Below are 24622 nucleotides of genomic sequence, written 5' to 3'. Positions count from 1 at the left end.
GTATCTCGGAAATTCACGCGGTTAGAGCTTCCTGACGAGAGTCGGCGATCTTGACGGCGTTCTCGCGTTAAACGAGTTATCCACACACGTGCATCCCTTTCAATGACGCTGGCTATCTAGTAGCCCTTTGAAAAACAAAACCTTCATATTTTTTTTCAAGATAGATTTGAAGGTATTTCGAGATCAATTGCCTAGTCTGATCCAATGGCAAATTTTTCACTTCCCCCTCCATCTTGTGGAAGAACTTATCTCTAATTTCTTTTATTCTCTTGAACTCTGCTATGTCTTTGTCAGCATCTGTGCTGTCATAGTAGTTTGATAAGGCCGCAAACTTATCTGCCAAGCGATACTTGTCATTCATGACGGAAATCATGCGGCTTGAAAAATCCTTATGTGAGGTGGCGCCATTGATGTTTATGGTTATGCTTGACTGTAATTCTTTAAATTGTTTTGCAATGAATATTTCAAGAGCTGTCCATGCCGCAATAAAGGCGTGAAGATGGCCTCTTTTGTATGGTGTAAGAGACTCTGAGTATATGTCAATTATTCCGTTTATTTCTTTATCGCTATGGAAGATGGATGCCATTTTTTCTGCAACTCGCACCTCTTCCATATCGAGTTCTGCCATTGAGTCTCCATTGGAGATGATGGCAGGATGCAGCTTTTTTATTATCGAAGACTTGCCATCCGTAATATAGTATTGCTCATGGATGAAATCATAATTTTTCGAGAGAAGACTCCCTCTGGCAAATGTCATTGCCGCAGAAACGGATTTAAAAGCAGGGCGGTTGCAGGAGCTGAGTGCAACACGGTTATTGAATTGAAGCCGGAGCATCATGCCGCATTGCCATGGCATTTTGCATGACCTCTCCCATCACCTCGATGGGGCATTTGAAGTCGAAGCGCTTGCGCGGTCGCATGTTCAGTTGCAGCGCAATGGCGTCCAGCTCCTCCTGGCTATGTACCGACAGGTCTGTGCCCTTGGGCAAGTACTGGCGAATCAGGCCGTTGATGTTTTCGTTGCTGCCGCGCTGCCAGGGGCTATGCGGGTCGGTAGTTGTCAAGGAATCTGTCGCCTCTGAGGTCATTCACGCCACCTGCTTTTCTGGTTCGATGACGGTGACCTGGAGCTCCCGCTCCGGGTTGAGTGACACGGTGCCGATCGGCGTCCAGTTGCGGGTCTTGCCGCTCCAGCGAGCGGGATTGGCATCACGCGCCGCCTGATTGATGACGTGGCGCTTGGCCAGCACTGCCTTGTCTTCGCCCGCATGGCGCTGTGCCGGCGTCACCAGGCGGATCCCGCTGTGGCGATGCTCGTGGTTGTACCATTGGACGAAGCCGGCCACCCACTCTTGCGCGTCATCGAGCGTGGCGAACCCGTGTACGGGGTAACAGGGCCGGTACTTGCAGGTGCGGAACAGCGCCTCCGAGTAGGGATTGTCATTGCTGACCCGCGGTCGGCTGAAGGAGGGCGTGATGCCGAGCTCATGCAGCTTCTCCAGCAGCGTGGCGCCCTTGAAGGGGCTGCCGTTGTCCGCGTGAAGCACCAGCGGCTGGTCAATGATCCGTTCTGCCAGCACGGCACGCTCCAGCACGGTGCGGGAGTTGTGGGCCGACTCGGCCAGGAACACCTCCCAGCCGGTGATCTTGCGGCTGAAGATGTCGACCATCATGACCAGGTAGTAGTGCTGCCCCTTGATCGGGCCGCCCAACCACGTGCAATCCCACGACCACACCTGGTTCGGCGCAGTGGCCTGGTAGGTCGTGGGCTTGGCGCGGCGTTGAGGTGGCTTGGCACGGCCCCGGTGCACCATTTCGCGGTGCTTGCGCATCACCCGGTAGAATGACGAGGGTGAGGCCAGGTAGCGCTGCTCCTCATCGAACAAGCGCACCACGATCTGCTCTGGCGGCAGGCTGGCGTACTCGGGGCGGTGGCACACATCGAGGATTTCCTGTTCTTCGGCCGGTGTCAGCGCATTAGCCGGCACCGGCCGGTCGACCAAAGGGCGCTGGTCCTCGTGCAGCGTTCCGCCGCGCGTCCAGCGCTGGTACGTTCGGGCGGTGATGCCCAGCTCGCGGCAAGCAGTCTCCAGGCGTGCTCCCTGGGCCCTGGCCTCGTCGATCAGCGCGATGGCGCGTTGGCGATCTGGGGTGCTGATCATGCGTCCTCGTCCCCCCAGATCGCCCTCGCCTTTTTTCTGAGGGCCAGCAACGCTGCGGTCTCCGCCAGGGCCTCGTTCTTGCGGGCGAGCTCCTTTTCCAGCGCCTTGATGCGCTTGCGCTGCTGCTTGGCCTCATCGGCTTCACGCTGGCGTTCGGAGTGCGAGAGGCTGGCAGCCTGTTCGCAGTCATGGCGCCACCGCTCCAGCTGCTCGGGGTAGATCCCGCGGCGGCGGCAGTACTCCGCCGTCTCCTGGGCGTTCATCGAAGCGGTCTCAAGCACGGCGTTGAACTTGTCCTTTGACGACCAGCCATCGGCGCCCTTGCCCAGCGCATCCGGCAGGCAGCGCCCTTCGGCACGGGCTTCCTTGCGCCACTTGTAGACGGTGCCCAACGAGATCCCTTCCTGCTCCGCGATCACCTGCGGGGAAAGGTTGTGGGGAGGCAGCAGCTTGGTGACCACGGCTTGCCGGCGCTCCTCTGAGTAACGAGGCATGAGTGTCTCCTTTCGCCCCCTGATCGGTTTATAGGAACAGGGTATCAGAGGGCACGACAGTCATCCTGACACTGGGGGGGGTCGCAGAAGTAGATCGCCACGCCGGTTCTTTGGGTGATCTCGGCGTGTCGCGCCATCTCCCGGCCCTGGTCGTAAGTCATGCTCTTGCGCATCGCCAGCGGCATGCTATTGAGCGCGGCGCTGAAGCCTTCCAGCGCCGAAGTCGCCGTCGCGTCGTTCATCTTCACCAACATCAGGTAGCCACTGGTGCGTTCCACCAGCGTACCGACGGACGAGGCGTTGGCCTTACCCTTGATGAGGTCGCCTTCCCAATGCCCCGGCATCAGCCTGTCTTCAATCTCCGGCGGGCGCACATGAATACTGACCATCTCGGGGATCTGGCCGCGCCGATCCACGCCACCAGAGCGCGGCCGGCGCGTCGTCTTGCCTTGGCGCAGACAGATGATCAGCTCCTTACGCAGCTCACCCACTGGCAGGGCATAGATCGCGTTGTAGATCGTCTCGCGACAGACGTAGGCATCTCGCAGGTTGGGTATGTTCATGCTGCGCAGCTTGCCGGCAATCTGCTCGGGAGACAAACGCTCACGCAGCATATGGGTCACCAGTTCGAAGCGCTCGCTACCCGGCAACAGTTTTCGCATCGGTCGACAAACCTGGCGGCGGGCCTGCATTTGCTGCTGGGCCAGGCGGGCCGAGTAGCCACCGCAAGCACCTCGGTTACGGCGCAGCTCACGGCTGATGGTCGAAGGGGATCGGTTGATCAAGCAGGCAATCCTGCGCAGGCTGAAGCCTTGGGTACGACCGATTTGAATGGTGGCGCGCTCTTCAACGCTGAGTTCGGTATAAGACATAGGGGCAGCACCGTACCGGAAAGGTCAGGTGTTGCACTCAGTTTTTGCCGCCGCCCCGTTCACCTTTTGTTTGGGCGCGGGCCAGCATCCTGTTTGAAGAAGAAAATTTCCGATATGGAAGTTCGTGCGCTATAGCTCGCTGCTCTTCAAATCCTCATAAGGGATGCGCATCGCTCAAATTTAACATCTGGCGGGGGAGAAGCGCTTTCCTTCCCAAAGCGGTTAGTCGGTCCAGTCGACCGAGCAGCGAAGTCGCCGTCACGAAAACGACTGTACGTCGCTGCTTACCCCCAGTGTCAGGATGACTGTCGTGCCCTCTGATACCCTGTTCCTATAAACCGATCAGGGGGCGAAAGGAGACACTCATGCCTCGTTACTCAGAGGAGCGCCGGCAAGCCGTGGTCACCAAGCTGCTGCCTCCCCACAACCTTTCCCCGCAGGTGATCGCGGAGCAGGAAGGGATCTCGTTGGGCACCGTCTACAAGTGGCGCAAGGAAGCCCGTGCCGAAGGGCGCTGCCTGCCGGATGCGCTGGGCAAGGGCGCCGATGGCTGGTCGTCAAAGGACAAGTTCAACGCCGTGCTTGAGACCGCTTCGATGAACGCCCAGGAGACGGCGGAGTACTGCCGCCGCCGCGGGATCTACCCCGAGCAGCTGGAGCGGTGGCGCCATGACTGCGAACAGGCTGCCAGCCTCTCGCACTCCGAACGCCAGCGTGAAGCCGATGAGGCCAAGCAGCAGCGCAAGCGCATCAAGGCGCTGGAAAAGGAGCTCGCCCGCAAGAACGAGGCCCTGGCGGAGACCGCAGCGTTGCTGGCCCTCAGAAAAAAGGCGAGGGCGATCTGGGGGGACGAGGACGCATGATCAGCACCCCAGATCGCCAACGCGCCATCGCGCTGATCGACGAGGCCAGGGCCCAGGGAGCACGCCTGGAGACTGCTTGCCGCGAGCTGGGCATCACCGCCCGAACGTACCAGCGCTGGACGCGCGGCGGAACGCTGCACGAGGACCAGCGCCCTTTGGTCGACCGGCCGGTGCCGGCTAATGCGCTGACACCGGCCGAAGAACAGGAAATCCTCGATGTGTGCCACCGCCCCGAGTACGCCAGCCTGCCGCCAGAGCAGATCGTGGTGCGCTTGTTCGATGAGGAGCAGCGCTACCTGGCCTCACCCTCGTCATTCTACCGGGTGATGCGCAAGCACCGCGAAATGGTGCACCGGGGCCGTGCCAAGCCACCTCAACGCCGCGCCAAGCCCACGACCTACCAGGCCACTGCGCCGAACCAGGTGTGGTCGTGGGATTGCACGTGGTTGGGCGGCCCGATCAAGGGGCAGCACTACTACCTGGTCATGATGGTCGACATCTTCAGCCGCAAGATCACCGGCTGGGAGGTGTTCCTGGCCGAGTCGGCCCACAACTCCCGCACCGTGCTGGAGCGTGCCGTGCTGGCAGAACGGATCATTGACCAGCCGCTGGTGCTTCACGCGGACAACGGCAGCCCCTTCAAGGGCGCCACGCTGCTGGAGAAGCTGCATGAGCTCGGCATCACGCCCTCCTTCAGCCGACCGCGGGTCAGCAATGACAATCCCTACTCGGAGGCGCTGTTCCGCACCTGCAAGTACCGGCCCTGTTACCCCGTACACGGGTTCGCCACGCTCGATGACGCGCAAGAGTGGGTGGCCGGCTTCGTCCAATGGTACAACCACGAGCATCGCCACAGCGGGATCCGCCTGGTGACGCCGGCACAGCGCCATGCGGGCGAAGACAAGGCAGTGCTGGCCAAGCGCCACGTCATCAATCAGGCGGCGCGTGATGCCAATCCCGCTCGCTGGAGCGGCAAGACCCGCAACTGGACGCCGATCGGCACCGTGTCACTCAACCCGGAGCGGGAGCTCCAGGTCACCGTCATCGAACCAGAAAAGCAGGTGGCGTGAATGACCTCAGAGGCGACAGATTCCTTGACAACTACCGCTTACTACCGACAGTCTATTTGTCAGTTGGCCTTGATGAAGTAGGCCTTGAATTCGTCGGCTGGTTCAATGCGCTGATAGCAATACACGATAGCTCCGCTGGGATCCTCCAATCCGAAACCGCGGTCGCCCCATGGATGATCGTCGAGCGGATTCACCGCTTCTAGACCTGCGCACGTCAGGTTGGCGTAGAGTTGATCGACATCTTCCACCTCCAAATTAACATAAGCACCGCCTCTAAACGGCTCCATTCCCTGCTGGGGACGCATCAGGGAAATCTCCTGTGCGGCTGGGCCACTTAGACGCAGCACCACATACCAGCCGCAGTCAAACAATCGCTGGGCTTGAAAATGTCGTTCATAAAACTGACGCGTGGCGACAAGGCTTTCTGTGACGATAGTAATACTGCTGGAGCGAATGCCCATATGAGTGTCTCTCCGTTAGTGGGTGGTAGGCTATAACGGTGTCAGGGTTCTCTGCTGCGGTCTTGAATGATTTTGATGCGCTGAGAACAAATTTGGCCTGTCGACCTAGCCATTCTCGCTCTCGCGAGGAAATCCACAGCTTTCATTGAATCGTCATCATTTTGAAGCAGTGCATTAACAAAAAATGCTTACCTTCTGCATTGCGAACCGCAATTCTGCGGCCCGTAAAATTGCGAAAGGTGATCATATGACACCCCACCCGATACAGGACGCCGTGCTCTGGGTCGACCGACTGAGCGTCATCTACCCAGGCGGCGTGACCGCCCTGAGCGATACCTCGGTTGCATTCCGGCGTGGTGAGTTCACCGTGCTGCTTGGTCTCTCGGGCGCAGGCAAGTCGACCTTGCTCCGTAGTCTCAATCGACTCGTCACGCCCACTGGCGGCAGTGTCACCAGCGAACTCGGTGAGCTCGGCAGCGGCTCGGCCTTGCGTCAGCATCGTAGGCGTACCGCCATGATCTTCCAGCACCATCAATTGATCGAACGTCAAAGCGCACTGGCTAATGTGCTGACCGGCCGGCTGGCCTTTCACAGCACGCTCCGCTCGCTGTTTCCTTTGCCGCGTGCCGATCAGGAGATTGCGCTCAGTTGCCTCGCCCGGGTCGGACTGGCAGACAAGGCGCTGAGCCGAGTGGACAAATTGTCCGGTGGCCAGCAGCAGCGGGTAGGCATCGCGCGTGCGTTAGCGCAGCAGCCGGCGATCATTCTGGCCGATGAGCCGGTAGCCAGCCTCGACCCGGCAACCTCAGTCCGCGTTCTCGGACTGCTGCGCGACATTTGTAAGGAAGACGGGATCACCGCCATCGTTTCGCTGCATCAACTCGAATATGCCCGCCGCTTCGCCGATCGCGTCGTCGGGCTGGCCGATTCTCAGATCGTTTTCGATGCCGCGCCCTCGGAACTCACCGATGCGCAGCTTGAGCGCATCTATGCAGGCCGCTCTACGACTCAGCCAGCGAATGCTCCGGCCGAACCACCTGTCATGCTCGAACCTTCACTGGAGATGTCCTGATGAAACGCTTATCCGCGCTCTTATTGACCTGCTTGCTGTCCGCTGTTTCAAGTTTGTCCGCCGTAGCGGCCGATGCCGATCCAGATGTACTGAAAGTTGCCCTGCTACCGGACGAGAACGCCTCCGAGCTGATCAAGCGTAACCAGCCGCTGAAGGATTATCTGGAAAAGCATCTGGACAAGAAGGTGCAGCTGATCGTAACCACCGACTATTCCTCGATGATCGAGGCGATGCGTTTCGGCCGTATCGACCTGGCGTATTTCGGTCCGCTGTCCTACGTCATGGCCAAAAGCAAAAGCGACATCGAGCCCTTCGCTGCCATGGTGATCGACGGCAAGCCAACCTATCGCTCGGTGATCATCGCCAATGTCGCGTCAGGCGTGAACGACTATGCCGACCTCAAGGGCAAGAAGATGGCCTACGGTGACCGGGCTTCGACATCCAGCCATCTGATTCCCAAAACCGTTCTCCTCGAGACGGCCGAGCTGACGGGTGGGCAGGATTACGAACAGCATTTTGTCGGCACGCATGACGCCGTTGCCGTCAACGTGGCGAACGGCAACGCCGATGCGGGTGGGCTGTCGGAGGTGATCTTCAATCACGTAGCCGAACGTGGCCTGATCGATCCGAGCAAAGTGAAGGTACTCGGTTACAGCGGCGAATATCCCCAGTACCCCTGGGCGATGCGCTCCAACCTGAGCCCCGAGCTGAAAACCAAGGTTCGGGATGTGTTCGTCGGTATCGACGATCCCGAAGTGCTGCGCAACTTCAAGGCCGAGGCCTTCGCGCCCATCACCGACGCCGACTACGATGTGATCCGCAACATGGGATCGCTGCTCGGCCTCGACTTCGCCACGATGTGAGCACCGATATGTCTACTCATTACGACGTGCAGGCGCTGCCTGCTGAGCAACGCGAGCACATCCTCCGAGGCTTCGGCCTCGGTTGGTGGCGCCAGCTGGGGCAGGTGGCGATTGTACTCGGAGTGGTACTGCTGGCCTGCTGGTACGTGGGGCTGCTCGATGCCACCACGTTGCTGAACGGCCTGCCCTCCATCGCGACCCTGGCAGGCGAGGCGATGCCGCCGGACTTTTCGGGCTATCGAAGCTGGATTCGCCCCTTGATCGACACCTTGGCGATGAGCATCGCCGGTACGGCCATCGCAGTGGTGTTCTCGCTGGTGGTGGCCTTCGTTGCAGCGCGCAATACGGCGCCGCACCCCCTTGTGTTCGGTGTTGCCCGGGTGCTGCTCAATGCCCTGCGGTCGGTGCCGGAGCTGATCATGGGCATCATCTTCGTTGCAGCCGTAGGGTTCGGCGCCTTGCCAGGCGTGCTTGCGCTGGGTCTGCATTCGATCGGCATGGTCGGCAAGTTCTTCGCCGAGGCCATCGAGCACGTCGACGAAGCGCCGGTGGAAGCCGCTCGGGCTGCGGGGGCTACGCCGATGCAAGTGCTGCTCCACGCGGTTTTGCCACAAGTGACGCCGCAGTTCGCTGACGTGGCGATCTACCGCTGGGAATACAACTTTCGCGCCTCAACTGTGATGGGCATGGTTGGCGCCGGCGGTATCGGCTTCGAACTCATGGGCTCGCTGCGCATCATGCAGTATCAGGAGGTGGCCGCGATCCTGCTGGTCATCCTGGCCATGGTCACATTGGTAGACGCCTTCAGCGGCGTACTGCGCAAACGCTTCAAATAGGAAACTCCATGCTGCCGAAACTCGTTATAACTCACCGGGTACACGATGAGATCCTGCAACTGCTGGCGCCACATTGCGAGCTGATGACCAACCAGACCGACAGCACGCTGACGCGCGAGGAAATTCTGCGCCGCTGCCGCGATGCTCAGGCGATGATGGCGTTCATGCCCGATCGGGTCGATGCAGACTTTCTTCAAGCCTGCCCTGAGCTGCGTGTAGTCGGCTGCGCGCTCAAGGGCTTCGACAATTTCGATGTGGACGCCTGTACTGCCCGCGGGGTCTGGCTGACCTTCGTGCCTGATCTGTTGACCGTCCCGACTGCCGAGCTGGCGATTGGACTGGCGGTGGGGCTGGGGCGGCATCTGCGAGCAGCAGATGCGTTCGTCCGCTCTGGCGAGTTCCAGGGCTGGCAACCACAGTTCTACGGCACGGGGCTGGATAACGCTACGGTCGGCATCCTTGGCATGGGCGCCATCGGACTGGCCATGGCTGAGCGCTTGCAGGGATGGGGCGCGACCCTGCAGTACCACGAGGCGAAGGCTCTGGATACACAAACCGAGCAACGGCTCGGCCTGCGCCAGGTGGCGTGCAGCGAACTCTTCGCCAGCTCGGACTTCATCCTGCTGGCGCTTCCCTTGAATGCCGATACCCAGCATCTGGTCAACGCCGTGCTGCTTGCCCTCGTACGGCCGGGCGCTCTGCTTGTAAACCCCTGTCGTGGTTCGGTAGTGGATGAAGCCGCCGTGCTCGCGGCGCTTGAGCGAGGCCAGCTCGGCGGGTATGCGGCGGATGTATTCGAAATGGAAGACTGGGCTCGCGCGGACCGGCCGCGGCTGATCGATCCTGCGCTGCTCGCGCATCCGAATACGCTGTTCACTCCGCACATAGGGTCGGCAGTGCGCGCGGTGCGCCTGGAGATTGAACGTTGTGCAGCGCAGAACATCATCCAGGCATTGGCAGGTGCGCGCCCAATCAACGCTGCGAACCGTCTGCCCCAGGCCGAGCCTGCCGCATGTTGAATCCGGTCTGGCTGAAGAGCCTGGTAGCGATCGTTCAAACAGGCAGTTTTCAGAGCGCGGCGAGGGCGTTGGGGCTGGCCCAGCCGACGGTGTCGCAGCACTTGCAGAAGCTTGAAGAGCAGGTCGGCGTAACGCTGGTGCAGCGCAGTCGTAGCGGCTGCCAGCCTACCACACGGGCGCTGGCCTTCATGCCGCATGCGACCGCCTTGCTCGACATGCACGACCGGGCGCTAGAAGCCCTGCATGGCAATCGTGAGCGCGTCGGGGCTAGCTCCAACATCGGCACCTACCTTCTCCAGCCATTCGTGCGCAGCTATCTGACGACCGCAAATGAGAGGGGCGAGGTGGATCTGCGCATCGCCGCCAACCCGGATGTGGCCGACCAGCTACTGGCGGGCCAGCTCGACGCCGCGATCATGGAATGGTGGCTACCTCACCCCGACTTCGAACACCGCCTCTGGCGGGTCGAGCCGCTGGTGCTTATCGTCAGCCCCGACCATGCGCTGGCTGAAGCAGGGTGCATAGAACGTGATCGTCTGGTGGACCTGCCGATGCTGGGAGGTGAACCGGGTAGCGGTACCGGACGGCTTCTGACCGAATACTTTGGCGAGCTGGGCGTGCCTCGCAGCGGTATGCAGCTAGGCAGCACCGAGGCAGTCAAACAAGCGGTCAGGGCGGGACTCGGCGTGTCGTTGGTGATGGCTTCCGCAGTACAAGACGAAGTTCGCAGTGGCGCGCTGGTAGCTCTTCCCATCCCGGGGCTTGAAAAGCGTCTCCAACTGATCTGGCGCAAACCTCCCGGAAATCTGCACCCGCCGGGATTTGTGCGGCACTTATTGGAGGAGGCAGATCTAGCTGGATTGTGACGACCTCAATCCCGGCCGACGTGAAGTGAGAGCTTATTTCCAAGTGCTGGCTGGTGAGATGTCCGCAAGGTGGCTGGCGCTCACAATGCCCATCTATATGCTCATCCTTTCCGCTGACCCGCTTCGGCCGTGACCGATAGTTCGCAGGCTCAGGAGCGGGCCTGATAGCCGATGAGGCCAAGCAAAGGCGGTGAGTCTGCGCTGCCCCGTCCCTTCTAATCGAAATGCGGACTGTCACCCAGAGATTGGCTGAAAGATTCGAGATGGATCCGCGGCTTCGTTTCGCTTTGAGCGAGCCTGAAATCTGATAGACGCCAATCTTCCACTAGCTTCGCAGCGATGCGCCCACTCAGAGCCGGTGCTTGACATGTAAATCGATCGTTTTACACTCGATGCATGAATAAACGTACAGAAATAATTGATGGCGCTACGCGTCTGTTTGAAGCGGAAGGTTTTAGGGGCATCGGAATCGACCGTCTCATAGCGCCTTCTGGAATCTCCACCCGCACGCTCTACAAACACTTCGGCTCGCGCAACGGGCTGGTGCTCGCCGTTCTAGCGGAACGGCACCGCACGTTTATGGATCAGCTTCAAGCGCAGCCGGGTAGCGTCGAGGCGCTTTTCGATACGCTTCGAGCTTGGGTGCGGGAGCACGGCACGCTTGGCTGTATGCTCCTGCGAGCGCGCAGCGAATATGCCCAGGCGAGTAGGGAGGTCGTCTCGCTCGTTGATGCCCAAAAGACTGAGTTTCGAAATGAGGTGGCTGAACGCGTGAAGCTCGCTTTGGGGAAAAACAATGAGCGTCTGTTCACACAGGTCTGGCTCCTATTCGAGGGCGCCACCGCCGGAGCCGGTGTAGCGGGCGCGTCAGTCATCGACGATGCCAAGCAGGCGGCATTGTCACTGATTGCATTTGCTGGAACTGACCGGCCATGAAGCGCGACCTGAACCTGGTGGCGGCGGGCTTTGCCTTGACCGCCCTTTCATATGGCTTGGCGCGGTTTGCGTATGGGATGCTGTTGCCGCAGATTCGAGAGGACCTGTCTCTGGGAGTAACCGCTGCTGGGTGGGTCGGCGGAAGCGCCTTTGCAGCTTACTGCGTCGGCATCCTTTTGGCTTTTTACGGGGTTGGGAAGCTGGGTCCTCGGTTCATCGCATTAGCAGCTGCACTGGCGGCAACGGCCGGCATGGGCATCGTGACGTTTTCCTCTTCAGCGTGGACGCTGGGCCTGGGCATTGGTCTGGCCGGATTGAGTACAGGGTTAACTTCGCCGCCGCTCGCCACTGCTGTTGCTGCACGCTTCAATGACCGCGACAGCCCCAAGGCAAATGGAATGATCAATGCCGGCACCGCGGCGGGAATCGTGTTTTCCGGCATGGCGGCGCTGTTGGCGGCTGGTGCATGGCGGGAGCTCTACGGTTTGTTTGCCTTGATAGGCGCAGGGATCTCGTTATGGCTCTGGTTCGCTGTACCCCCTGTCAGACACGTTCAGCCAGGGGGTACGCTTTCCCTCCCATACCTTACCTGGCCTGGAGTGCCGGCGTTGTGCGCAAGTGCAGCGTTGACCGGGACGGCGAGCACTGCTGTCTGGACATTTGGGGCGGATATTCTGCGCAATGATTTTCAGTTTGCGGCTGATCGTCTGGCGTGGGTCTGGATCGTGGTGGGTGTTTTCCGGTATCTGCGGCTCGCTGACGGGCGTGTTGACCAATAGGTTCGGCACAGCCCACGTTCATGGCTGCGCGTTGTTCGGGATCTCCATCAGCACGCTGGGTGTGACGGCGACCGCTTTCTCGCCGGTGTTTGCCTTTGCCACCATGGGTCTGTTCGGCGCGGCCTACATCGTAGCCACCGGGGTGTTCCTGATTCAGGGCATCAAGTTGATGCCGGATCGTCCTGATCTTGGGCTGGGCATTCCTTTTCTCAGCCTAGCGCTCGGCCAGGCCATAGGTACCCCCCTGTTCGGGGCAGCTATGAACGCGATTGGCACGCTCGGTGCGCTGGCCATGTTTGCTGCGGCCGCCTGTGTGGCCATTTTCTTCAAGCCGCGAAGAAAAGGAGTTGTTTTGAATTGACTCCGTCCGGCCGCTTCCGGCCAAGAGCCAGCGGTGTTTGTAAATAGAGGCGCCATATCCACCTTAGGGCTCCGCCGATGGTATCCTTGATCTGTTCTCGCGACGAATGCTTGTGGGCCGCTGGCGTGACGTACAGATCATTATCTTTTGCCGCTCGGGAACGCCTCTGCTAGAACTGTCGACATGATTTCGCTGGCTCGGCCTTCCAGCAAGTACTCGTTGGGCCTGTGCTGGCACCAAGGGTCAATGTTGACGTGTATGACACTTGCCCCCGAGTCCAGAGCGATGTCGGGTAGGGTCGCAGCGGGGTTTACCTCACCAGATGTGCCGATTGAAATGAGGCAGTCGCAGCGCTTCGCAGCATCGAAAGCGCGCTTGACGTCGCGCTGGGGCAGTTGTTCCCCGAACCACACCACTCCTGGACGAATCCTTCCGTTGCAATGGCCGCAACGAGGCGGCTCGATCGGCCCCCCAAGGGTGGCTGGTATGTCTCGACGATAGTGAGGTCGAGCACAAGCGAAGCACCGGGAATCAAACACTCTCCCGTGAAGGTGTATTACGTCTGAAGCCCCAGCTCGTTCGTGCAGATCATCTATGTTTTGCGTGATTAAAGCGACCTCAGGGACAATCACGGTGAGCTCCGTAACGGCGTGGTGCGCTGGATTGGGAGATGCGTTGCGCATCTGGCCGCGCATTGTCTCGTACCATCCCCATACTAGCGACGGGTCACGGCGGAAAGCTTCCGGGGTGGAAAGGAGTTCCGGGTCATACTGAGACCAGAGTCCGTCTACCGGATCCCTAAAGGTCGCTATCCCACTTTCCGCGGAGATTCCCGCTCCGGTGGAGATCACCATTCGTCTAGATTTCCGTATCGTCTCGATTATCTTTTCTGGAATGGTATAGGTCATGACCTGATCTCCTGCCTCCTTAAGCAGCCTTGTTACTGCGTCGGTTGCTCGACTCCAGCCCGTCCTATCCTGCGACGCCAATACAGATTATACGACGAAGGATTAATGGGGCCGCTGCAGGATCTGCGCGAATTCTGCTGGCGGTGCCTGCGAAACGCTCCCCTAGCAGAGCGGCAGCAAGCGGCTCCATGCGAAAGACCGCTTTCGGCCAGAAGCGGGCACCCAACACCGCCAGCACACTCTAAGTCGACTCAATTCTTAAAGGTGATAGCTACTCAATCGCGTTCAGCTATGCTTAGCTCACTAGCTCCTTCAGGAAATCAGTGAGTGCTTTCTTTGGGTCGTCTTCCTCCGAAACAATCATTTCGATTCCCCATTGCCCTAGAACCTCCAGTGCTACCGGGTTTGGCCGGTTCGTGAAAACGTAGGATTTTGGTCTCGCAGATGAGATGGCGGAGCGCCCCCACATTTCTGTCAGCCGATAGAAAAGGAGTCGGATATTGATGTCAGATAGACTGTATCCGATGAAGAGCACTGAGTTCCCCAGGACATCGTTGCTGAGCTTGATATCCAACGGCGAGTCGTAGTTCAACCTCTGGAAATAGCTGGTCTCGTCCAGGACGATTGATGCGTCATCATCGAAGTCCCCATGAAACTTTACAATCTGGCGACGGCCGTCTGTGACGGACACTAGGTCGGCTACACTTGCAATTTTATCGAATGGGACGCCGAATTTGTCATGGGCGATTTCTAGCCACCGGTCGTAGTTGGTTGTGTAGATTCGCGAGAATTTTCCAAGGGTGATTAGCCGATGAATCTCGGATTGAGTGATGTCTACGTCGCGCTTGTGCCATTCACGATCCATCCAGCTACGCAGCGGCCCGAGACTACCCTTTTTCTTCTTATAGAACTCCGCTAGCGCTAGCGCGGTGCCATATGTGGAGAAAATTTTGGGGTCATAACCCAGTTCCGTTGCAATGTGAGATGTCAGCTGGCTCCAGGTTGGTAGGTTGAGATTGGCAGACACTCCGGCGCCTACAAACAGCATCAGCTTGTTGGTGCGGTGTGCATGGAATAATTCAGCGTTCATTCCACGCCTCTCACGGAATTGAGGTATGCCGCGAACTGGTCAAGGGCTTTACGACGCATGGAGATCTCGTCCTTGGCCTCACCCATTTCAGCGAAGGTTTGAATGTGTCCATTCGGAACGAAGACGCAATCCCATTGAAAGCCCGGCGGTTGCAGGAGCTGAGTGCAACACGGTTATTGAATTGAAGCCGGAGCATCATGCCGCATTGCCATGGCATTTTGCATGACCTCTCCCATCACCTCGATGGGGCATTTGAAGTCGAAGCGCTTGCGCGGTCGCATGTTCAGTTGCAGCGCAATGGCGTCCAGCTCCTCCTGGCTATGTACCGACAGGTCTGTGCCCTTGGGCAAGTACTGGCGAATCAGGCCGTTGATGTTTTCGTTGCTGCCGCGCTGCCAGGGGCTATGCGGGTCGCAGAAGTAGATCGCCACGCCGGTTCTTTGGGTGATCTCGGCGTGTCGCGCCATCTCCCGGCCCTGGTCGTAAGTCATGCTCTTGCGCATCGCCAGCGGCATGCTATTGAGCGCGGCGCTGAAGCCTTCCAGCGCCGAAGTCGCCGTCGCGTCGTTCATCTTCACCAACATCAGGTAGCCACTGGTGCGTTCCACCAGCGTACCGACGGACGAGGCGTTGGCCTTACCCTTGATGAGGTCGCCTTCCCAATGCCCCGGCATCAGCCTGTCTTCAATCTCCGGCGGGCGCACATGAATACTGACCATCTCGGGGATCTGGCCGCGCCGATCCACGCCACCAGAGCGCGGCCGGCGCGTCGTCTTGCCTTGGCGCAGACAGATGATCAGCTCCTTACGCAGCTCACCCACTGGCAGGGCATAGATCGCGTTGTAGATCGTCTCGCGACAGACGTAGGCATCTCGCAGGTTGGGTATGTTCATGCTGCGCAGCTTGCCGGCAATCTGCTCGGGAGACAAACGCTCACGCAGCATATGGGTCACCAGTTCGAAGCGCTCGCTACCCGGCAACAGTTTTCGCATCGGTCGACAAACCTGGCGGCGGGCCTGCATTTGCTGCTGGGCCAGGCGGGCCGAGTAGCCACCGCAAGCACCTCGGTTACGGCGCAGCTCACGGCTGATGGTCGAAGGGGATCGGTTGATCAAGCAGGCAATCCTGCGCAGGCTGAAGCCTTGGGTACGACCGATTTGAATGGTGGCGCGCTCTTCAACGCTGAGTTCGGTATAAGACATAGGGGCAGCACCGTACCGGAAAGGTCAGGTGTTGCACTCAGTTTTTGCCGCCGCCCAGATTCTGCATTTAATTTTAGCGGCGCTTTGACGTAGGCTGGCGATTCGGAGTTTTCTTCGTGATAACTGTTGACAACATCGAGCGGTAGACATGATTCGATGTGAATCACAGCATGATGCAGAGCTTGAAGGATCAGACTATTTCGGCGAAGTTCAAGTTTTTCTCTAGCCTTGTCATCAAGATCATCAATGCCTTCCTTGCCTAGCGGGGAAATAACTCTCGCAACCAGGCTTTCATAAGCATTTGATCCGAGAAGTCGGACCACAATATTCTCACCCTTCAGCAATAGTGAATCCAACTCCGGATTTGGATTGTAAATGCCTTTTGCAGCGTAAATGCAGCAATAGTGAAATGTTGCATTGCTCTGGTTCTGCATAATATTCCTACTGGGTTGGGGGTATTTATATCTTCAGTCTATCAAAAAAATAATGCCACTTTTATGTAACCGTCTGACGTCTCCGCTTCGCGGACCGCGCTGCTCCAGGTTCGCTATTCGCTCATCCCTGATGGGACTGGTTATCGCCAGCCTTCCACATCCCTGACGCCTCCGGCCCGGCTTCCAGATCCGGGCCTGCGCGCTTCGCTTGCCGTGCGGTCGGCACACAGGGATGGCCGTTGCCTGTCCAGCCATCTTTCCTGACTCCATCACCTTGTCCGCGACTGTAGCCCGCGCCCGTGTGCCGTCAAGGCGCGCAGGGCCGTGTCCTCGGCTGCGCCTGCGGGCCGCACCAAACCCCTGCGCTTTCCTCCTTGACGGCCCCCGTCCGCGCGCTCCTGACCGTCGCGGGCGATGAACTCAGGAAAGACGGTGGCAACGAGGCCAACCGGGTTCTTCGTGCCGACCGCACCGAACAGCCGAAAGGCTGGGCTCCGAATCTAGGAATCCGGTGTGCGGTTTGAACAGCAACCCCTTTTTGTCAGGAGAAAGACCATGCTTGCATCCCGTTTCGCTTCCCGTTCTCCGATACTGCGCAGCGATTCCCCGCTGTCCGATGACCAAATCCACAGGGTAGCGCCGTCCATCTTTGCGGACGCCCCGCACGAAAGCCGCTCCGAGCGGTACGCCTACATCCCCACCGGCCAAGTGCTGACCGAGCTTCGCAAGGAAGGGTTTCAGCCTTTCATGGTCGCGCAGACCCGCGTGCGCGACGAAGGCAGGCGCGAACACACGAAACACTTGATTCGCCTGCGCCATGCCAGCCAGATCAATGACGCCATCGCCAATGAAATCATCCTGCTGAACTCGCACGACGGCACCAGCAGTTACCAAATGCTGGCCGGTGCCTTCCGGTTCGTCTGCCAGAACGGCTTGGTGTGCGGTGACACGGTGGCGGACGTGCGCGTACCCCACAAGGGCGACGTGGCCGGACAGGTTATCGAAGGCGCTTACGAAGTCTTGAGCGGCTTTGAACGGGTGAAGGAATCCCGCGAAGCCATGCAGGCCACCATGCTGGACGAGGGCGAGGCCGAAGTGTTTGCCCGTGCGGCCTTGTCGCTCAAGTACGACGACCCGAACAAGCCCGCGCCCATCACCGAATCGCAAATCTTGATGCCGCGCCGCTTCGACGACCGCCGCCCCGATCTGTGGAGCGTGTTCAACCGGACGCAAGAGAACCTGACCAAAGGCGGCCTGTCCGGGCGCAGCGCCAACGGACGCCGCCAGAGCACCCGCCCCGTGCAGGGCATTGATTCGGACGTCCGCCTGAATCGCGCCCTGTGGCTGCTGGCCGATGGCCTACGCCAGTTGAAAGCCTGAACCCCTACGCGGCAGGGGCAGGCAGCAGCCCTTGCCGTTTCTTTCGCTGCTGCACCCCATTACCGCAAGGAGTATCACCATGAACGCCATTACCCAAACCGCAACCCAAACTATTGCCACGCTGGAAACCGCCGCACCGGCGCAGAATCTGATTCGGGTGCCGCTGTCGCAGCTTCGCCCGTCGCGCCGCAACGTGCGCAAGACCGCAGGCCAGTCCATCGACGCACTGGCCGCCAGCATCGCCCGCGTGGGCCTGCTGCAAAACCTGACCGTGATCCTTGCCAGTGATGGCGAGCATTACGAAGTCGTGGCCGGTGGCCGCAGGCTGGCCGCGTTGAAGCTGCTGGCGAAAAAACGCCGCATCCCGAAGGATTGGGACGTGCCGTGCCTGCTGGTGGCCGATGGCAGTGCCCGCACCGTGAGCCTGACCGAGAACGTGCAGCGCGAAGCCATGCACCCGGCTGACCAGTTCGAGGCATTTGCCGCGCTGGTGGCCGAAGGACGGCCCATCGAGGACATTGCCGCCGATTTCAGCGTCACGCCGCTGGTGGTGCAGCGCCGCTTGAAGCTGGCAAATGTGTCGCCCCGGCTGATGGCCGACTACCGGGCCGATGCCGTCACGCTCGACCAGTTGATGGCCCTTGCCATCACCGACGACCATTCCGCGCAGGAGGCCGCGTTCTATGATGCGCCGACGTGGCAGCGTAGCCCGTCCGCGTTGCGCGAACGCCTGACCGAGCGCGAGATTGATGCCCACCGGCATCCGTTGGTGCGCTTCGTTGGGCTGGACGCCTACGAGCGGGCAGGCGGAGGCATCCGCCGCGACCTGTTCGCGGAAGGCGATGAGGGCATCTATCTGACCGACGCCGCGTTGCTGGAACGGCTGACGCAAGACAAGCTGGCGGGAATCGCCGCCGAGGTGAAGGCCGAGGGATGGGCGTGGGTGGATGCCACACCCGCCGTGACCCATGCCGACCTGCAATCCTTCCAGCGTGCCCCGAGGGAGCGCCGCAACCCGACCAAGCGCGAAGCCGGGCGCATCGAGAAGCTGCAAGCCAAACTGCACGAGCTGGCCGAAGCCGTGGATGCCTCGCTGGATGCTGACGAGGAGGAAAAGGCTGATGCGCTGCAAGAGAAAGGCGAAGCTTTGGGCGAGCAGTTGCAAGCGCTGGAAGATGGCTTGCAGGACTACGCCGCGAACGTGAAGGCCGCAGCGGGTGCCATCGTCACCATCGACCGCAGCGGCGAGGCGGTGGTGCATCGCGGCCTGATGCGCGAAGCCGAAGCCAAGGCGCTGCGCACGCTGGAACGGTTGCGGCAGGGTTTCGGCGGCGAGGAAGCCGGGAACGACGACGAAGGCGAGGACGCCGAACCGCCCAAGGCCGCCGCCATGTCCGACCGGCTGGCGCAACGGTTGAGCGCCCATCGTACCGCCGCGCTGCAAATCGAAGTCGCCCGGCATCCACAAGCCGCGCTGGCTGCCGTGGTGCATGGCATGGTGCAGGTCGTCTTGCAGAACAGCCGCTACGGCCACGATCTGCCGCTGGGTGTGCGCCTGACCGTACAAGACCGGCTGGAAGGCATGGCCCCGGACTGGCCGGAGTCGCCTGCCGCCGTGGCCTTGCGCGAACTGCAACAGGAGTGGGCCGGGAAGCTGCCCGAAGACAGCGCCGGACTGTTCGCCGCGCTGTTGGCGATGCCGCAGGATGAACTGGTGCGGTTGCTGGCGGTATGCGTGGCAGCCACCGTGGATGTGGTCACGCCCCGAGTCACGCAGCGGCAATCCGGCAAGGAACTGGCGCAGGCCGTGGCGCTGGACATGGCCACATGGTGGCAGCCGACTGCCGAAGGTTATTTCCGGCATGTTTCGAAGGCCGTGATTCTGGAAGCCGTGGGCGAGTTCGCACCCGATCATGTCACCCGGCTGGCGAAGCTCAAGAAGGCCGACATTGCCAGCGAAGCCGAGCGGCTGGCCGATGGCACCGGCTGGATGCCCGCCATCTTCAAGGCCGGAGGCCCGCAGCAGGCAACGCAGGAAGAAGGCCCGGAGCAGGACGCCCCGGAGGATGCGGAGGCAGTGGCGGATGAACCCGCCGAGGCGCTAGCCGCTTGACCCGCGCCGAAGGCAAGTGCCCCGGCCTCGACCGGGGCGCTTTGCTTTGTGCGGTGGCTCATCGAGACGAAGGAAAAACCGCGATCAGCACCACGCCCGGTGTTCAAGGCCAACAGCCGATTCAAAACGCCGCCGCCTTCGCGCTGGCTCAGGCGGCGGCGTTGAAGGCATCGCTGTAGTGCGCAATGCCTTCCGGCACTGACCCATGCAGGGCCAGCGCCATGAAATAGTCGGGCGGCACGCCCGGCAGTTGCAGGCCCGCATGGGCCTGAAAGCCAAAGCGCCCGTAGTACGCGGGATCTCCCAACAGCACGCAACCTGCGGCCCGCATGGCTCGCAGTTCGGACAACGCCTGTTCCATCAGGCGTGAACCGATGCCTTGCCCCTGCCGTTGTGGCAGGACGGAGATCGGCCCCAATCCATACCAGCCTTCGGCCTTCTGGTGGTGGCTATCCGTGATCGTGACGGGGGACAGCGCAACGTGGCCGACGATCTGCCCGTGTTCTTCGGCCACGATGGAAAGCGTCAGTTCGTCGGCGGCGCGCAAGGCGCGCACGATGAATTGTTCGGTGTGGCTGGTGTGCGGTGCATCGGCAAAGGCAGCAACCGTGACTGCCTCGATGGCAGCAGTGTCGTCCGGGGTTTCGTGTCGGAGCTGGATGGTCATGGGTTTGTCTTGGGTTGCCTCCTGAAAATATAGAACGGCCTGGGCGTGTCGGCGCAATGCGCCGCCGGGCTTTCGGGCTGCGCCCCGTGCCGACTTCGCTGTCACGGCCATTCGGCTTCGATCCCTCACGCCTTCGCGCCTGCGGCGCTGCGCTTGCCTTCAGGGGAAAGCCCTGCGGGCTATCCCCGCCGCGCGATGCTTGGCGCCTCTCACTGGCGAACACGCTAGCGCTTGCTGCGGCAGGTTGTGCAAATGCGTGCCGCCCTCAACGCTGGCGGTTCCTGCCCATTGCATCACGAAGGACGGTTTACGGACAACTCGCCCGGCACCGCTATGGAGATTCCACGCTACGCCTCAAGACCGGCGCCGCAAGGTGCGGCAGGGGCGTTCCCGCCTGTCGTCGGGTGGTTGACCTGGCCCGCGTCAGCGGGCGAGCCGGAGCAGCCGTCATGCGGGGATGCCGAGCCGGCCACATCTCCTTTCGGAGGGTTCGGCTCAATGCGTCCTTGTCTCGTTGTGAATCCTGGCGGTGGCGCGGCTGCGCCTCGGGCTTCATGGCTGCAACCGTCCGGTGAAAACAATTTCCCCGCCGCTGCGCGGCTCCTCGCGGGACAAATTCTTTTCGCCTCCCGGTTCTCCACTGCGCTGCGACCGCAAGCGGTGCAGCCAGCCCGTCCCCCGCCGGCCGGATCACAACAAGGACGCGATGGGCGCGAACCTTGTTCAACCGAAAGGAGAAAACATCATGGCCAACATCGGCACCTTCACCGCAGACAAAGACGGTTACACCGGCACCATCCGCACCCTGACGCTCAACGTCAAGGTCAAGCTGGTTCCCAACGACAAGGGCAGCAGCGAGAACGCCCCCGACTTCCGCCTCCAGGCAGCAAGCCACGACATCGGCGCGGCGTGGAAGAAAACCAGCGAGGCCGGGCGGGAGTACCTGTCCGTAACCCTCGACGATCCCACGTTCCCGGCGACCGTCTATGCTCGCCTGATCGAAGAAGAAGACGGCACGCACAACCTGATCTCGGTAGTTGTCAAGGAATCTGTCGCCTCTGAGGTCATTCAGGCCACCTGTTTTTCCGGTTCGGCGACGGTGACCTGGAGCTCCCGCTCCGGGTTGAGTGACACGGTACCGATCGGCGTCCAGTTGCGGGTCTTGCCGCTCCATCGCGCAGGGTTGGCGTCACGCGCCGCCTGATTGATGACGTGGCGCTTGGCCAGCACCTCCTTATCTTCGCCCGCATGGCGCTGTGCCGGTGTCACCAAGCGAATGCCGCTGTGCCGGTGCTCGTGGTTGTACCACTGCACGAAGCCAGCCACCCACTCGCGGGCGTTGTCGAGCGTGGCGAACCCGTCAGTGGGGTAGCAGGGGCGGTACTTGCAGGTGCGGAACAGCGCCTCTGAGTAGGGATTGTCGTTGCTGACCCGCGGTCGGCTGAAGGATGGCGTGATGCCGAGCTCGTGAAGCTTCTCCAGCAGCGTCGCACCCTTGAACGGGCTGCCGTTGTCCGCGTGAAGCACCAGCGGCTGGTCAATGATCCGCTCGGCCAGCACGGCCCGCTCCAGTACGGTGCGGGAGTTGTAGGCCGACTCGGCCAGGAACACCTCCCAACTGGTGATCTTGCGGCTGAAGATGTCGACCATCATGACCAGGTAGTAGTGCTGTCCCTTGATCGGGCCGCCCAGCCACGTGCAATCCCACGACCACACCTGATTCGGCGCAGTGGCCTGGTAGGTCGTGGGCTTGGCGCGGCGTTGAGGTGGCTTGGCACGGCCCCGATGCACCATTTCGTGGTGCTTGCGCATCACGCGGTAGAACGACGAGGATGAGGCCAAGTAGCGCTGCTCCTCGTCGAACAGGCGCACCACGATCTGCTCTGGCGGCAGGCTGGCGTACTCGGGGCGGTGGCACACGTCGAGGATCTCCTGTTCTTCGGCCGGTGTTAGCGCGTTAGCCGGCACCGGCCGGCCGACCAAAGGGCGCTGGTCCTCGTGCAGCTCGCCGCCGCGCGTCCAGCGCTGGTACGTCCTGGCGGTGATGCCCAGCTCTCGGCAGGCGGCCTCCAGGCGGGCCCCCTGGGCCCTGGCCTCTTCGATCAGCGCGATGGCGCGTTGGCGATCTGGGGTGCTGATCATGCGTCCTCGTCCCCCCAGATCGCCCTCGCCTTTTTTCTGAGGGCCAGTAACGCTGCGGTCTCCGCCAGGGCCTCGTTCTTGCGGGCGAGCTCCTTTTCCAGCGCCTTGATGCGCTTGCGCTGTTGCTTGGCCTCGTCGGCTTCACGCTGGCGTTCCGAGTGCGAGAGGCTGGCGGCTTGCTCGCAGTCATGCCGCCACCGCCCCAGCTGTTCGGGGAAGATGCCCCGACGGCGGCAGTATTCCGCGGTCTCCTGAGCATTCATCGAGGCGGTTTCAAGCACGGCGTTGAACTTGTCCTTGGACGACCAGCCATCGGTGCCTTTGCCCAGCGCGTCCGGCAGGCAACGTCCCTCGGCGCGGGCTTGCTTGCGCCAGGTGTAGACGGTGCCCAGCGAGATCCCTTCCTGCTCCGCGATCACCTGCGGGGAGAGGTTGTGGGGAGGCAGCAGCTTGGTGACCACGGCTTGCCGGCGCTCCTCTGAGTAACGAGGCATGAGTGTCTCCTTTCGCCCCCTGATCGGTTTATAGGAACAGGGTATCAGAGGGCACGACAGTCATCCTGACACTGGGGGGAAGCCGAACTTCAATGACTCTCCCAAGCACGGCGTGTTCCTCGCCTTCAATTACGACGAATTCACCAACTTGGCCGCCAGGGACCGGGAATCCGGCGAAATGTGAACTGGTAGGAGTAGAGGCTAGGGGTAGGTTTACTTCCGCGTTAGTTGGCCGTACATGACATACGGTGCCGACATACCGACTCTGATCGAATGGTGCAATCATTAGCTTGCTCATGGACGCTCCGTACGGCGGAGACGTTCAATGTGCAGCTCCATATCGGACTCAGCAGCCAGGTCTGGAACATATGAGATGAAATCCTCAAAACCGCAGTTAATTAGTGCGAGGCGGGCATCGCCTGCGCCTGCTAGATCCTTTATTCGCCTCAGATACTTGTTTGTTTCTGCTTCGCCCGGGCCGTTCTGCACGCCTTGCTCCCAGGGTGCAAGAAAAGGCCCGATCGCCACGGCCTTTAGACTCAGGTTTGACCTCAGGGCCGACATGATCGGCTCAGCGAGGTGGTTGTCATTGAAGCCAAAGCCAACCACGACCAACCCAGTATTCGGCTCACGTAGAGCCGCTTGAAATGCCGCAATCATTTCTAGGTACGGCTGCTCAAATGCAAGTTCGTACTTCGAATTTCTTGGGTAGATCAACAGCGGCTTGTCGGTGCCGTGCCATTTGTAAATCTCGCCTGTCGTCTCGTCGCGCGTCCAGTCAATAGACCCATGGAGTTTGTAGAGATGGAACACGTTCGGTATGAAGTCCTGTGTGTCACTCTCTTTCGATCGACGCACGATGTCATAGGTGAAGTGAACCGCATCGAACGTGGGTGGAGACGTGTGCGAAAAACCATCTACGACAACATACCGACCTTGCCTGCCGGCTTCCTCAAAGCATCGGTCGTAGTTCGTCGTAAATATCTTCGCGCGGGACTTTCGATTCGTGCGCCTAGCTGCACGACGAAGGAACTCGGTATGCACTGGTAGTGCATGGTTCGGCCAAACGAAGTTTGTCGCTAGCGCTATCTCTAGTTCTGCCAGCTTGATAAACGAGGCGATCAATGTCCGTTCAGGGTCCGCGAGGAAGCTTTCGGCCAAGCGGCAGCGAGATAGCAGAGCCTCAATATCATTAGGCCTGTCGGCGTACCCGACTGTCGTTAGGACTTGGTCAAAATTGGCTATTCCTGCAATCTCACCCCTGTTTATGCGTGCGGAGACTCGATCCCAGAGATCCTTCATCGTTGGCGGTGCACCGCCGCCAGGGTGTGCCCTAACGCACATTGAGGTGCCGAGCCCCGATAGCACAACTAGGTTGTTACACCGGAACAAGTCCGAGACAATTCGCCGCGATTCCTGTGTTGCCGCATCAGGTTTAGGTTCTTCGCCCGGAGCTGGAGGAGGGGGAGCCTGATGCTCAAGCCAATTGCCTCCAGTATTTGCGCTCAGTACCTTCACTTGTCCCCCTTGATAGAAAT

The 24622-nt window shown here is 60.4% G+C and carries 23 protein-coding genes and 3 pseudogenes; 13 read left to right on the top strand and 13 right to left on the bottom strand.

Translation table 11 applies throughout. The features are described 5' to 3' along the window. Positions 1-112: 112 nt before the first annotated feature. The 4 genes and pseudogenes from NHL60_RS16540 to NHL60_RS16525 all read right to left on the bottom strand — a co-directional run. Positions 113-628, bottom strand: coding sequence for a hypothetical protein (locus NHL60_RS16540; RefSeq protein WP_253445925.1), 516 nt, complete (start codon positions 626-628; stop codon positions 113-115). A gap of 184 nt (positions 629-812) precedes the next feature. Continuing rightward, positions 813-1052, bottom strand: a pseudogene (locus tag NHL60_RS16535) (transposase); the annotation flags it as partial. Between the two features lie 36 nt (positions 1053-1088). After that, positions 1089-2656, bottom strand: a protein-coding gene (locus NHL60_RS16530) for an IS3 family transposase (RefSeq protein ID WP_253445922.1) whose coding sequence is annotated in 2 segments (ribosomal slippage) — positions 1089-2191 and positions 2191-2656 — 1569 coding nt in all. Because the reading frame shifts where the segments join, the coding sequence is not laid out codon by codon here. 77 nt (positions 2657-2733) lie between these two features. Beyond that, a pseudogene (locus tag NHL60_RS16525) lies at positions 2734-3528 on the bottom strand (IS30-like element ISPsp7 family transposase); the annotation flags it as partial. 365 nt (positions 3529-3893) lie between these two features. On the opposite strand from NHL60_RS16525, the gene NHL60_RS16520 reads away from it, so the two are divergent. Further along, positions 3894-5461 (top strand): IS3 family transposase gene (locus tag NHL60_RS16520; protein ID WP_253445922.1). Its coding sequence is split into 2 segments (ribosomal slippage): positions 3894-4359 and positions 4359-5461, totalling 1569 coding nucleotides; the frame shifts between segments, so codons are not numbered across the junction. A gap of 59 nt (positions 5462-5520) precedes the next feature. Here NHL60_RS16520 and NHL60_RS16515 read toward each other — a convergent pair. After that, a complete protein-coding gene (locus NHL60_RS16515) occupies positions 5521-5922 on the bottom strand; it encodes a VOC family protein (RefSeq protein ID WP_022964658.1) in 402 nt (133 codons plus the stop codon). A gap of 247 nt (positions 5923-6169) precedes the next feature. Between NHL60_RS16515 and phnC the strand changes: the two genes are divergently transcribed. From phnC to NHL60_RS16475, 8 genes are all read left to right on the top strand, one after another. Further along, on the top strand, positions 6170-6994 hold the full coding sequence (gene phnC / locus NHL60_RS16510) for a phosphonate ABC transporter ATP-binding protein (RefSeq protein ID WP_023628720.1): 825 nt from the start codon (positions 6170-6172) through the stop codon (positions 6992-6994). Continuing rightward, positions 6994-7857 carry a phosphate/phosphite/phosphonate ABC transporter substrate-binding protein gene (phnD, locus tag NHL60_RS16505; protein ID WP_022964660.1) on the top strand — a complete coding sequence of 288 codons (864 nt, stop codon included), beginning with the start codon at positions 6994-6996 and terminating at the stop codon, positions 7855-7857. The genes phnC and phnD overlap by 1 nt, the downstream gene beginning before the upstream one ends. An 8-nt stretch (positions 7858-7865) precedes the next feature. After that, a complete protein-coding gene (phnE, locus tag NHL60_RS16500) occupies positions 7866-8693 on the top strand; it encodes a phosphonate ABC transporter, permease protein PhnE (RefSeq protein ID WP_028615158.1) in 828 nt (275 codons plus the stop codon). An 8-nt stretch (positions 8694-8701) separates the two neighbouring features. After that, positions 8702-9712 carry a phosphonate dehydrogenase PtxD gene (ptxD, locus tag NHL60_RS16495; RefSeq protein WP_022964662.1) on the top strand — a complete coding sequence of 337 codons (1011 nt, stop codon included), beginning with the start codon at positions 8702-8704 and terminating at the stop codon, positions 9710-9712. Next, entirely contained in the window at positions 9706-10578 is an 873-nt protein-coding gene (locus NHL60_RS16490) for a LysR family transcriptional regulator (protein WP_022964663.1), read from the top strand. The genes ptxD and NHL60_RS16490 overlap by 7 nt, the downstream gene beginning before the upstream one ends. Positions 10579-10974: 396 nt before the next feature. After that, on the top strand, positions 10975-11514 hold the full coding sequence (locus tag NHL60_RS16485; protein ID WP_022964664.1) for a TetR/AcrR family transcriptional regulator: 540 nt from the start codon (positions 10975-10977) through the stop codon (positions 11512-11514). Further along, complete coding sequence (locus NHL60_RS16480) at positions 11511-12293, top strand: MFS transporter (RefSeq protein ID WP_028615159.1); 783 nt, start codon at positions 11511-11513, stop codon at positions 12291-12293. Before NHL60_RS16485 ends, NHL60_RS16480 begins: the two co-directional genes overlap by 4 nt. Next, on the top strand, positions 12247-12654 hold the full coding sequence (locus NHL60_RS16475; RefSeq protein ID WP_028615160.1) for a hypothetical protein: 408 nt from the start codon (positions 12247-12249) through the stop codon (positions 12652-12654). The genes NHL60_RS16480 and NHL60_RS16475 overlap by 47 nt, the downstream gene beginning before the upstream one ends. 140 nt (positions 12655-12794) lie before the next feature. Here NHL60_RS16475 and NHL60_RS19690 read toward each other — a convergent pair whose 3' ends face one another. From NHL60_RS19690 to NHL60_RS16460, 5 genes are all read right to left on the bottom strand, one after another. Next, on the bottom strand, positions 12795-13562 hold the full coding sequence (locus NHL60_RS19690; protein WP_022964665.1) for an NAD-dependent deacylase: 768 nt from the start codon (positions 13560-13562) through the stop codon (positions 12795-12797). Positions 13563-13857: 295 nt separating this feature from the next. After that, entirely contained in the window at positions 13858-14652 is a 795-nt protein-coding gene (locus NHL60_RS16470) for an SIR2 family protein (protein ID WP_022964875.1), read from the bottom strand. Further along, entirely contained in the window at positions 14649-14807 is a 159-nt protein-coding gene (locus NHL60_RS19685; RefSeq protein WP_268870415.1) for a non-canonical purine NTP pyrophosphatase, read from the bottom strand. Before NHL60_RS19685 ends, NHL60_RS16470 begins: the two co-directional genes overlap by 4 nt. 18 nt (positions 14808-14825) lie before the next feature. Then, positions 14826-15854, bottom strand: coding sequence for an IS30-like element ISPsp7 family transposase (locus NHL60_RS16465; RefSeq protein WP_022964810.1), 1029 nt, complete (start codon positions 15852-15854; stop codon positions 14826-14828). Then, positions 15764-16288, bottom strand: a complete 525-nt coding sequence (locus NHL60_RS16460) for a hypothetical protein (protein WP_168942096.1) — start codon at positions 16286-16288, stop codon at positions 15764-15766. The genes NHL60_RS16465 and NHL60_RS16460 overlap by 91 nt, the downstream gene beginning before the upstream one ends. 555 nt (positions 16289-16843) lie before the next feature. Between NHL60_RS16460 and NHL60_RS16455 the strand changes: the two genes are divergently transcribed. From NHL60_RS16455 to NHL60_RS16445, 3 genes are all read left to right on the top strand, one after another. After that, a complete protein-coding gene (locus NHL60_RS16455) occupies positions 16844-17668 on the top strand; it encodes a DUF932 domain-containing protein (RefSeq protein WP_168942132.1) in 825 nt (274 codons plus the stop codon). Between the two features lie 79 nt (positions 17669-17747). Then, positions 17748-19781: a ParB/RepB/Spo0J family partition protein gene (locus tag NHL60_RS16450; RefSeq protein ID WP_253445918.1), complete on the top strand. Its 2034-nt coding sequence runs from the start codon at positions 17748-17750 to the stop codon at positions 19779-19781. Then, on the top strand, positions 19778-19960 hold the full coding sequence (locus NHL60_RS16445; RefSeq protein ID WP_253445915.1) for a hypothetical protein: 183 nt from the start codon (positions 19778-19780) through the stop codon (positions 19958-19960). Before NHL60_RS16450 ends, NHL60_RS16445 begins: the two co-directional genes overlap by 4 nt. Here NHL60_RS16445 and NHL60_RS16440 read toward each other — a convergent pair. Continuing rightward, on the bottom strand, positions 19930-20448 hold the full coding sequence (locus NHL60_RS16440) for a GNAT family N-acetyltransferase (RefSeq protein ID WP_253445912.1): 519 nt from the start codon (positions 20446-20448) through the stop codon (positions 19930-19932). The genes NHL60_RS16445 and NHL60_RS16440 overlap by 31 nt on opposite strands. A 745-nt stretch (positions 20449-21193) precedes the next feature. Here NHL60_RS16440 and NHL60_RS16435 point away from each other — a divergent pair. After that, positions 21194-21478: pseudogene (locus NHL60_RS16435) on the top strand (DUF736 domain-containing protein); the annotation flags it as partial. Positions 21479-21516: 38 nt separating this feature from the next. Here the strand turns inward: NHL60_RS16435 and NHL60_RS16430 are convergent. Continuing rightward, a protein-coding gene (locus NHL60_RS16430) for an IS3 family transposase (protein WP_249322131.1) occupies positions 21517-23084 on the bottom strand; the annotation gives its coding sequence in 2 pieces (ribosomal slippage) (positions 21517-22619 and positions 22619-23084; 1569 coding nt in all). A 294-nt stretch (positions 23085-23378) separates the two neighbouring features. Beyond that, the gene (locus NHL60_RS16425; protein WP_253445909.1) at positions 23379-24386 is read right to left on the bottom strand and encodes an SIR2 family protein; all 1008 of its coding nucleotides are present in this window, start codon (positions 24384-24386) and stop codon (positions 23379-23381) included. Positions 24387-24622: the final 236 nt, after the last annotated feature.

Source organism: Halomonas sp. Y3, assembly GCF_024137965.1.
Classification (GTDB): domain Bacteria; phylum Pseudomonadota; class Gammaproteobacteria; order Pseudomonadales; family Halomonadaceae; genus Halomonas; species Halomonas mongoliensis.
The sequence above is the reverse complement of the archived record's forward strand: the minus strand, read 5'-3'. Positions and strand labels throughout refer to the sequence as shown.

Coding starts and splice junctions, on each gene's coding strand:
- phnE (WP_028615158.1), top strand. CDS start 7,866: ATGTCTACTCATTACGACGTGCAGGCGCTGCCTGCTGAGCAACGCGAG.
- NHL60_RS16540 (WP_253445925.1), bottom strand. CDS start 628: ATGGCAGAACTCGATATGGAAGAGGTGCGAGTTGCAGAAAAAATGGCA.
- NHL60_RS16425 (WP_253445909.1), bottom strand. CDS start 24,386: ATGAAGGATCTCTGGGATCGAGTCTCCGCACGCATAAACAGGGGTGAG.
- NHL60_RS16515 (WP_022964658.1), bottom strand. CDS start 5,922: ATGGGCATTCGCTCCAGCAGTATTACTATCGTCACAGAAAGCCTTGTC.
- phnC (WP_023628720.1), top strand. CDS start 6,170: ATGACACCCCACCCGATACAGGACGCCGTGCTCTGGGTCGACCGACTG.
- NHL60_RS19690 (WP_022964665.1), bottom strand. CDS start 13,562: ATGACCTATACCATTCCAGAAAAGATAATCGAGACGATACGGAAATCT.
- NHL60_RS16440 (WP_253445912.1), bottom strand. CDS start 20,448: ATGACCATCCAGCTCCGACACGAAACCCCGGACGACACTGCTGCCATC.
- NHL60_RS16465 (WP_022964810.1), bottom strand. CDS start 15,854: ATGTCTTATACCGAACTCAGCGTTGAAGAGCGCGCCACCATTCAAATC.
- NHL60_RS16455 (WP_168942132.1), top strand. CDS start 16,844: ATGCTTGCATCCCGTTTCGCTTCCCGTTCTCCGATACTGCGCAGCGAT.
- phnD (WP_022964660.1), top strand. CDS start 6,994: ATGAAACGCTTATCCGCGCTCTTATTGACCTGCTTGCTGTCCGCTGTT.
- NHL60_RS16470 (WP_022964875.1), bottom strand. CDS start 14,652: ATGAACGCTGAATTATTCCATGCACACCGCACCAACAAGCTGATGCTG.
- NHL60_RS16450 (WP_253445918.1), top strand. CDS start 17,748: ATGAACGCCATTACCCAAACCGCAACCCAAACTATTGCCACGCTGGAA.
- NHL60_RS16485 (WP_022964664.1), top strand. CDS start 10,975: ATGAATAAACGTACAGAAATAATTGATGGCGCTACGCGTCTGTTTGAA.
- NHL60_RS16480 (WP_028615159.1), top strand. CDS start 11,511: ATGAAGCGCGACCTGAACCTGGTGGCGGCGGGCTTTGCCTTGACCGCC.
- NHL60_RS16460 (WP_168942096.1), bottom strand. CDS start 16,288: ATGCAGAACCAGAGCAATGCAACATTTCACTATTGCTGCATTTACGCT.
- NHL60_RS16490 (WP_022964663.1), top strand. CDS start 9,706: ATGTTGAATCCGGTCTGGCTGAAGAGCCTGGTAGCGATCGTTCAAACA.
- ptxD (WP_022964662.1), top strand. CDS start 8,702: ATGCTGCCGAAACTCGTTATAACTCACCGGGTACACGATGAGATCCTG.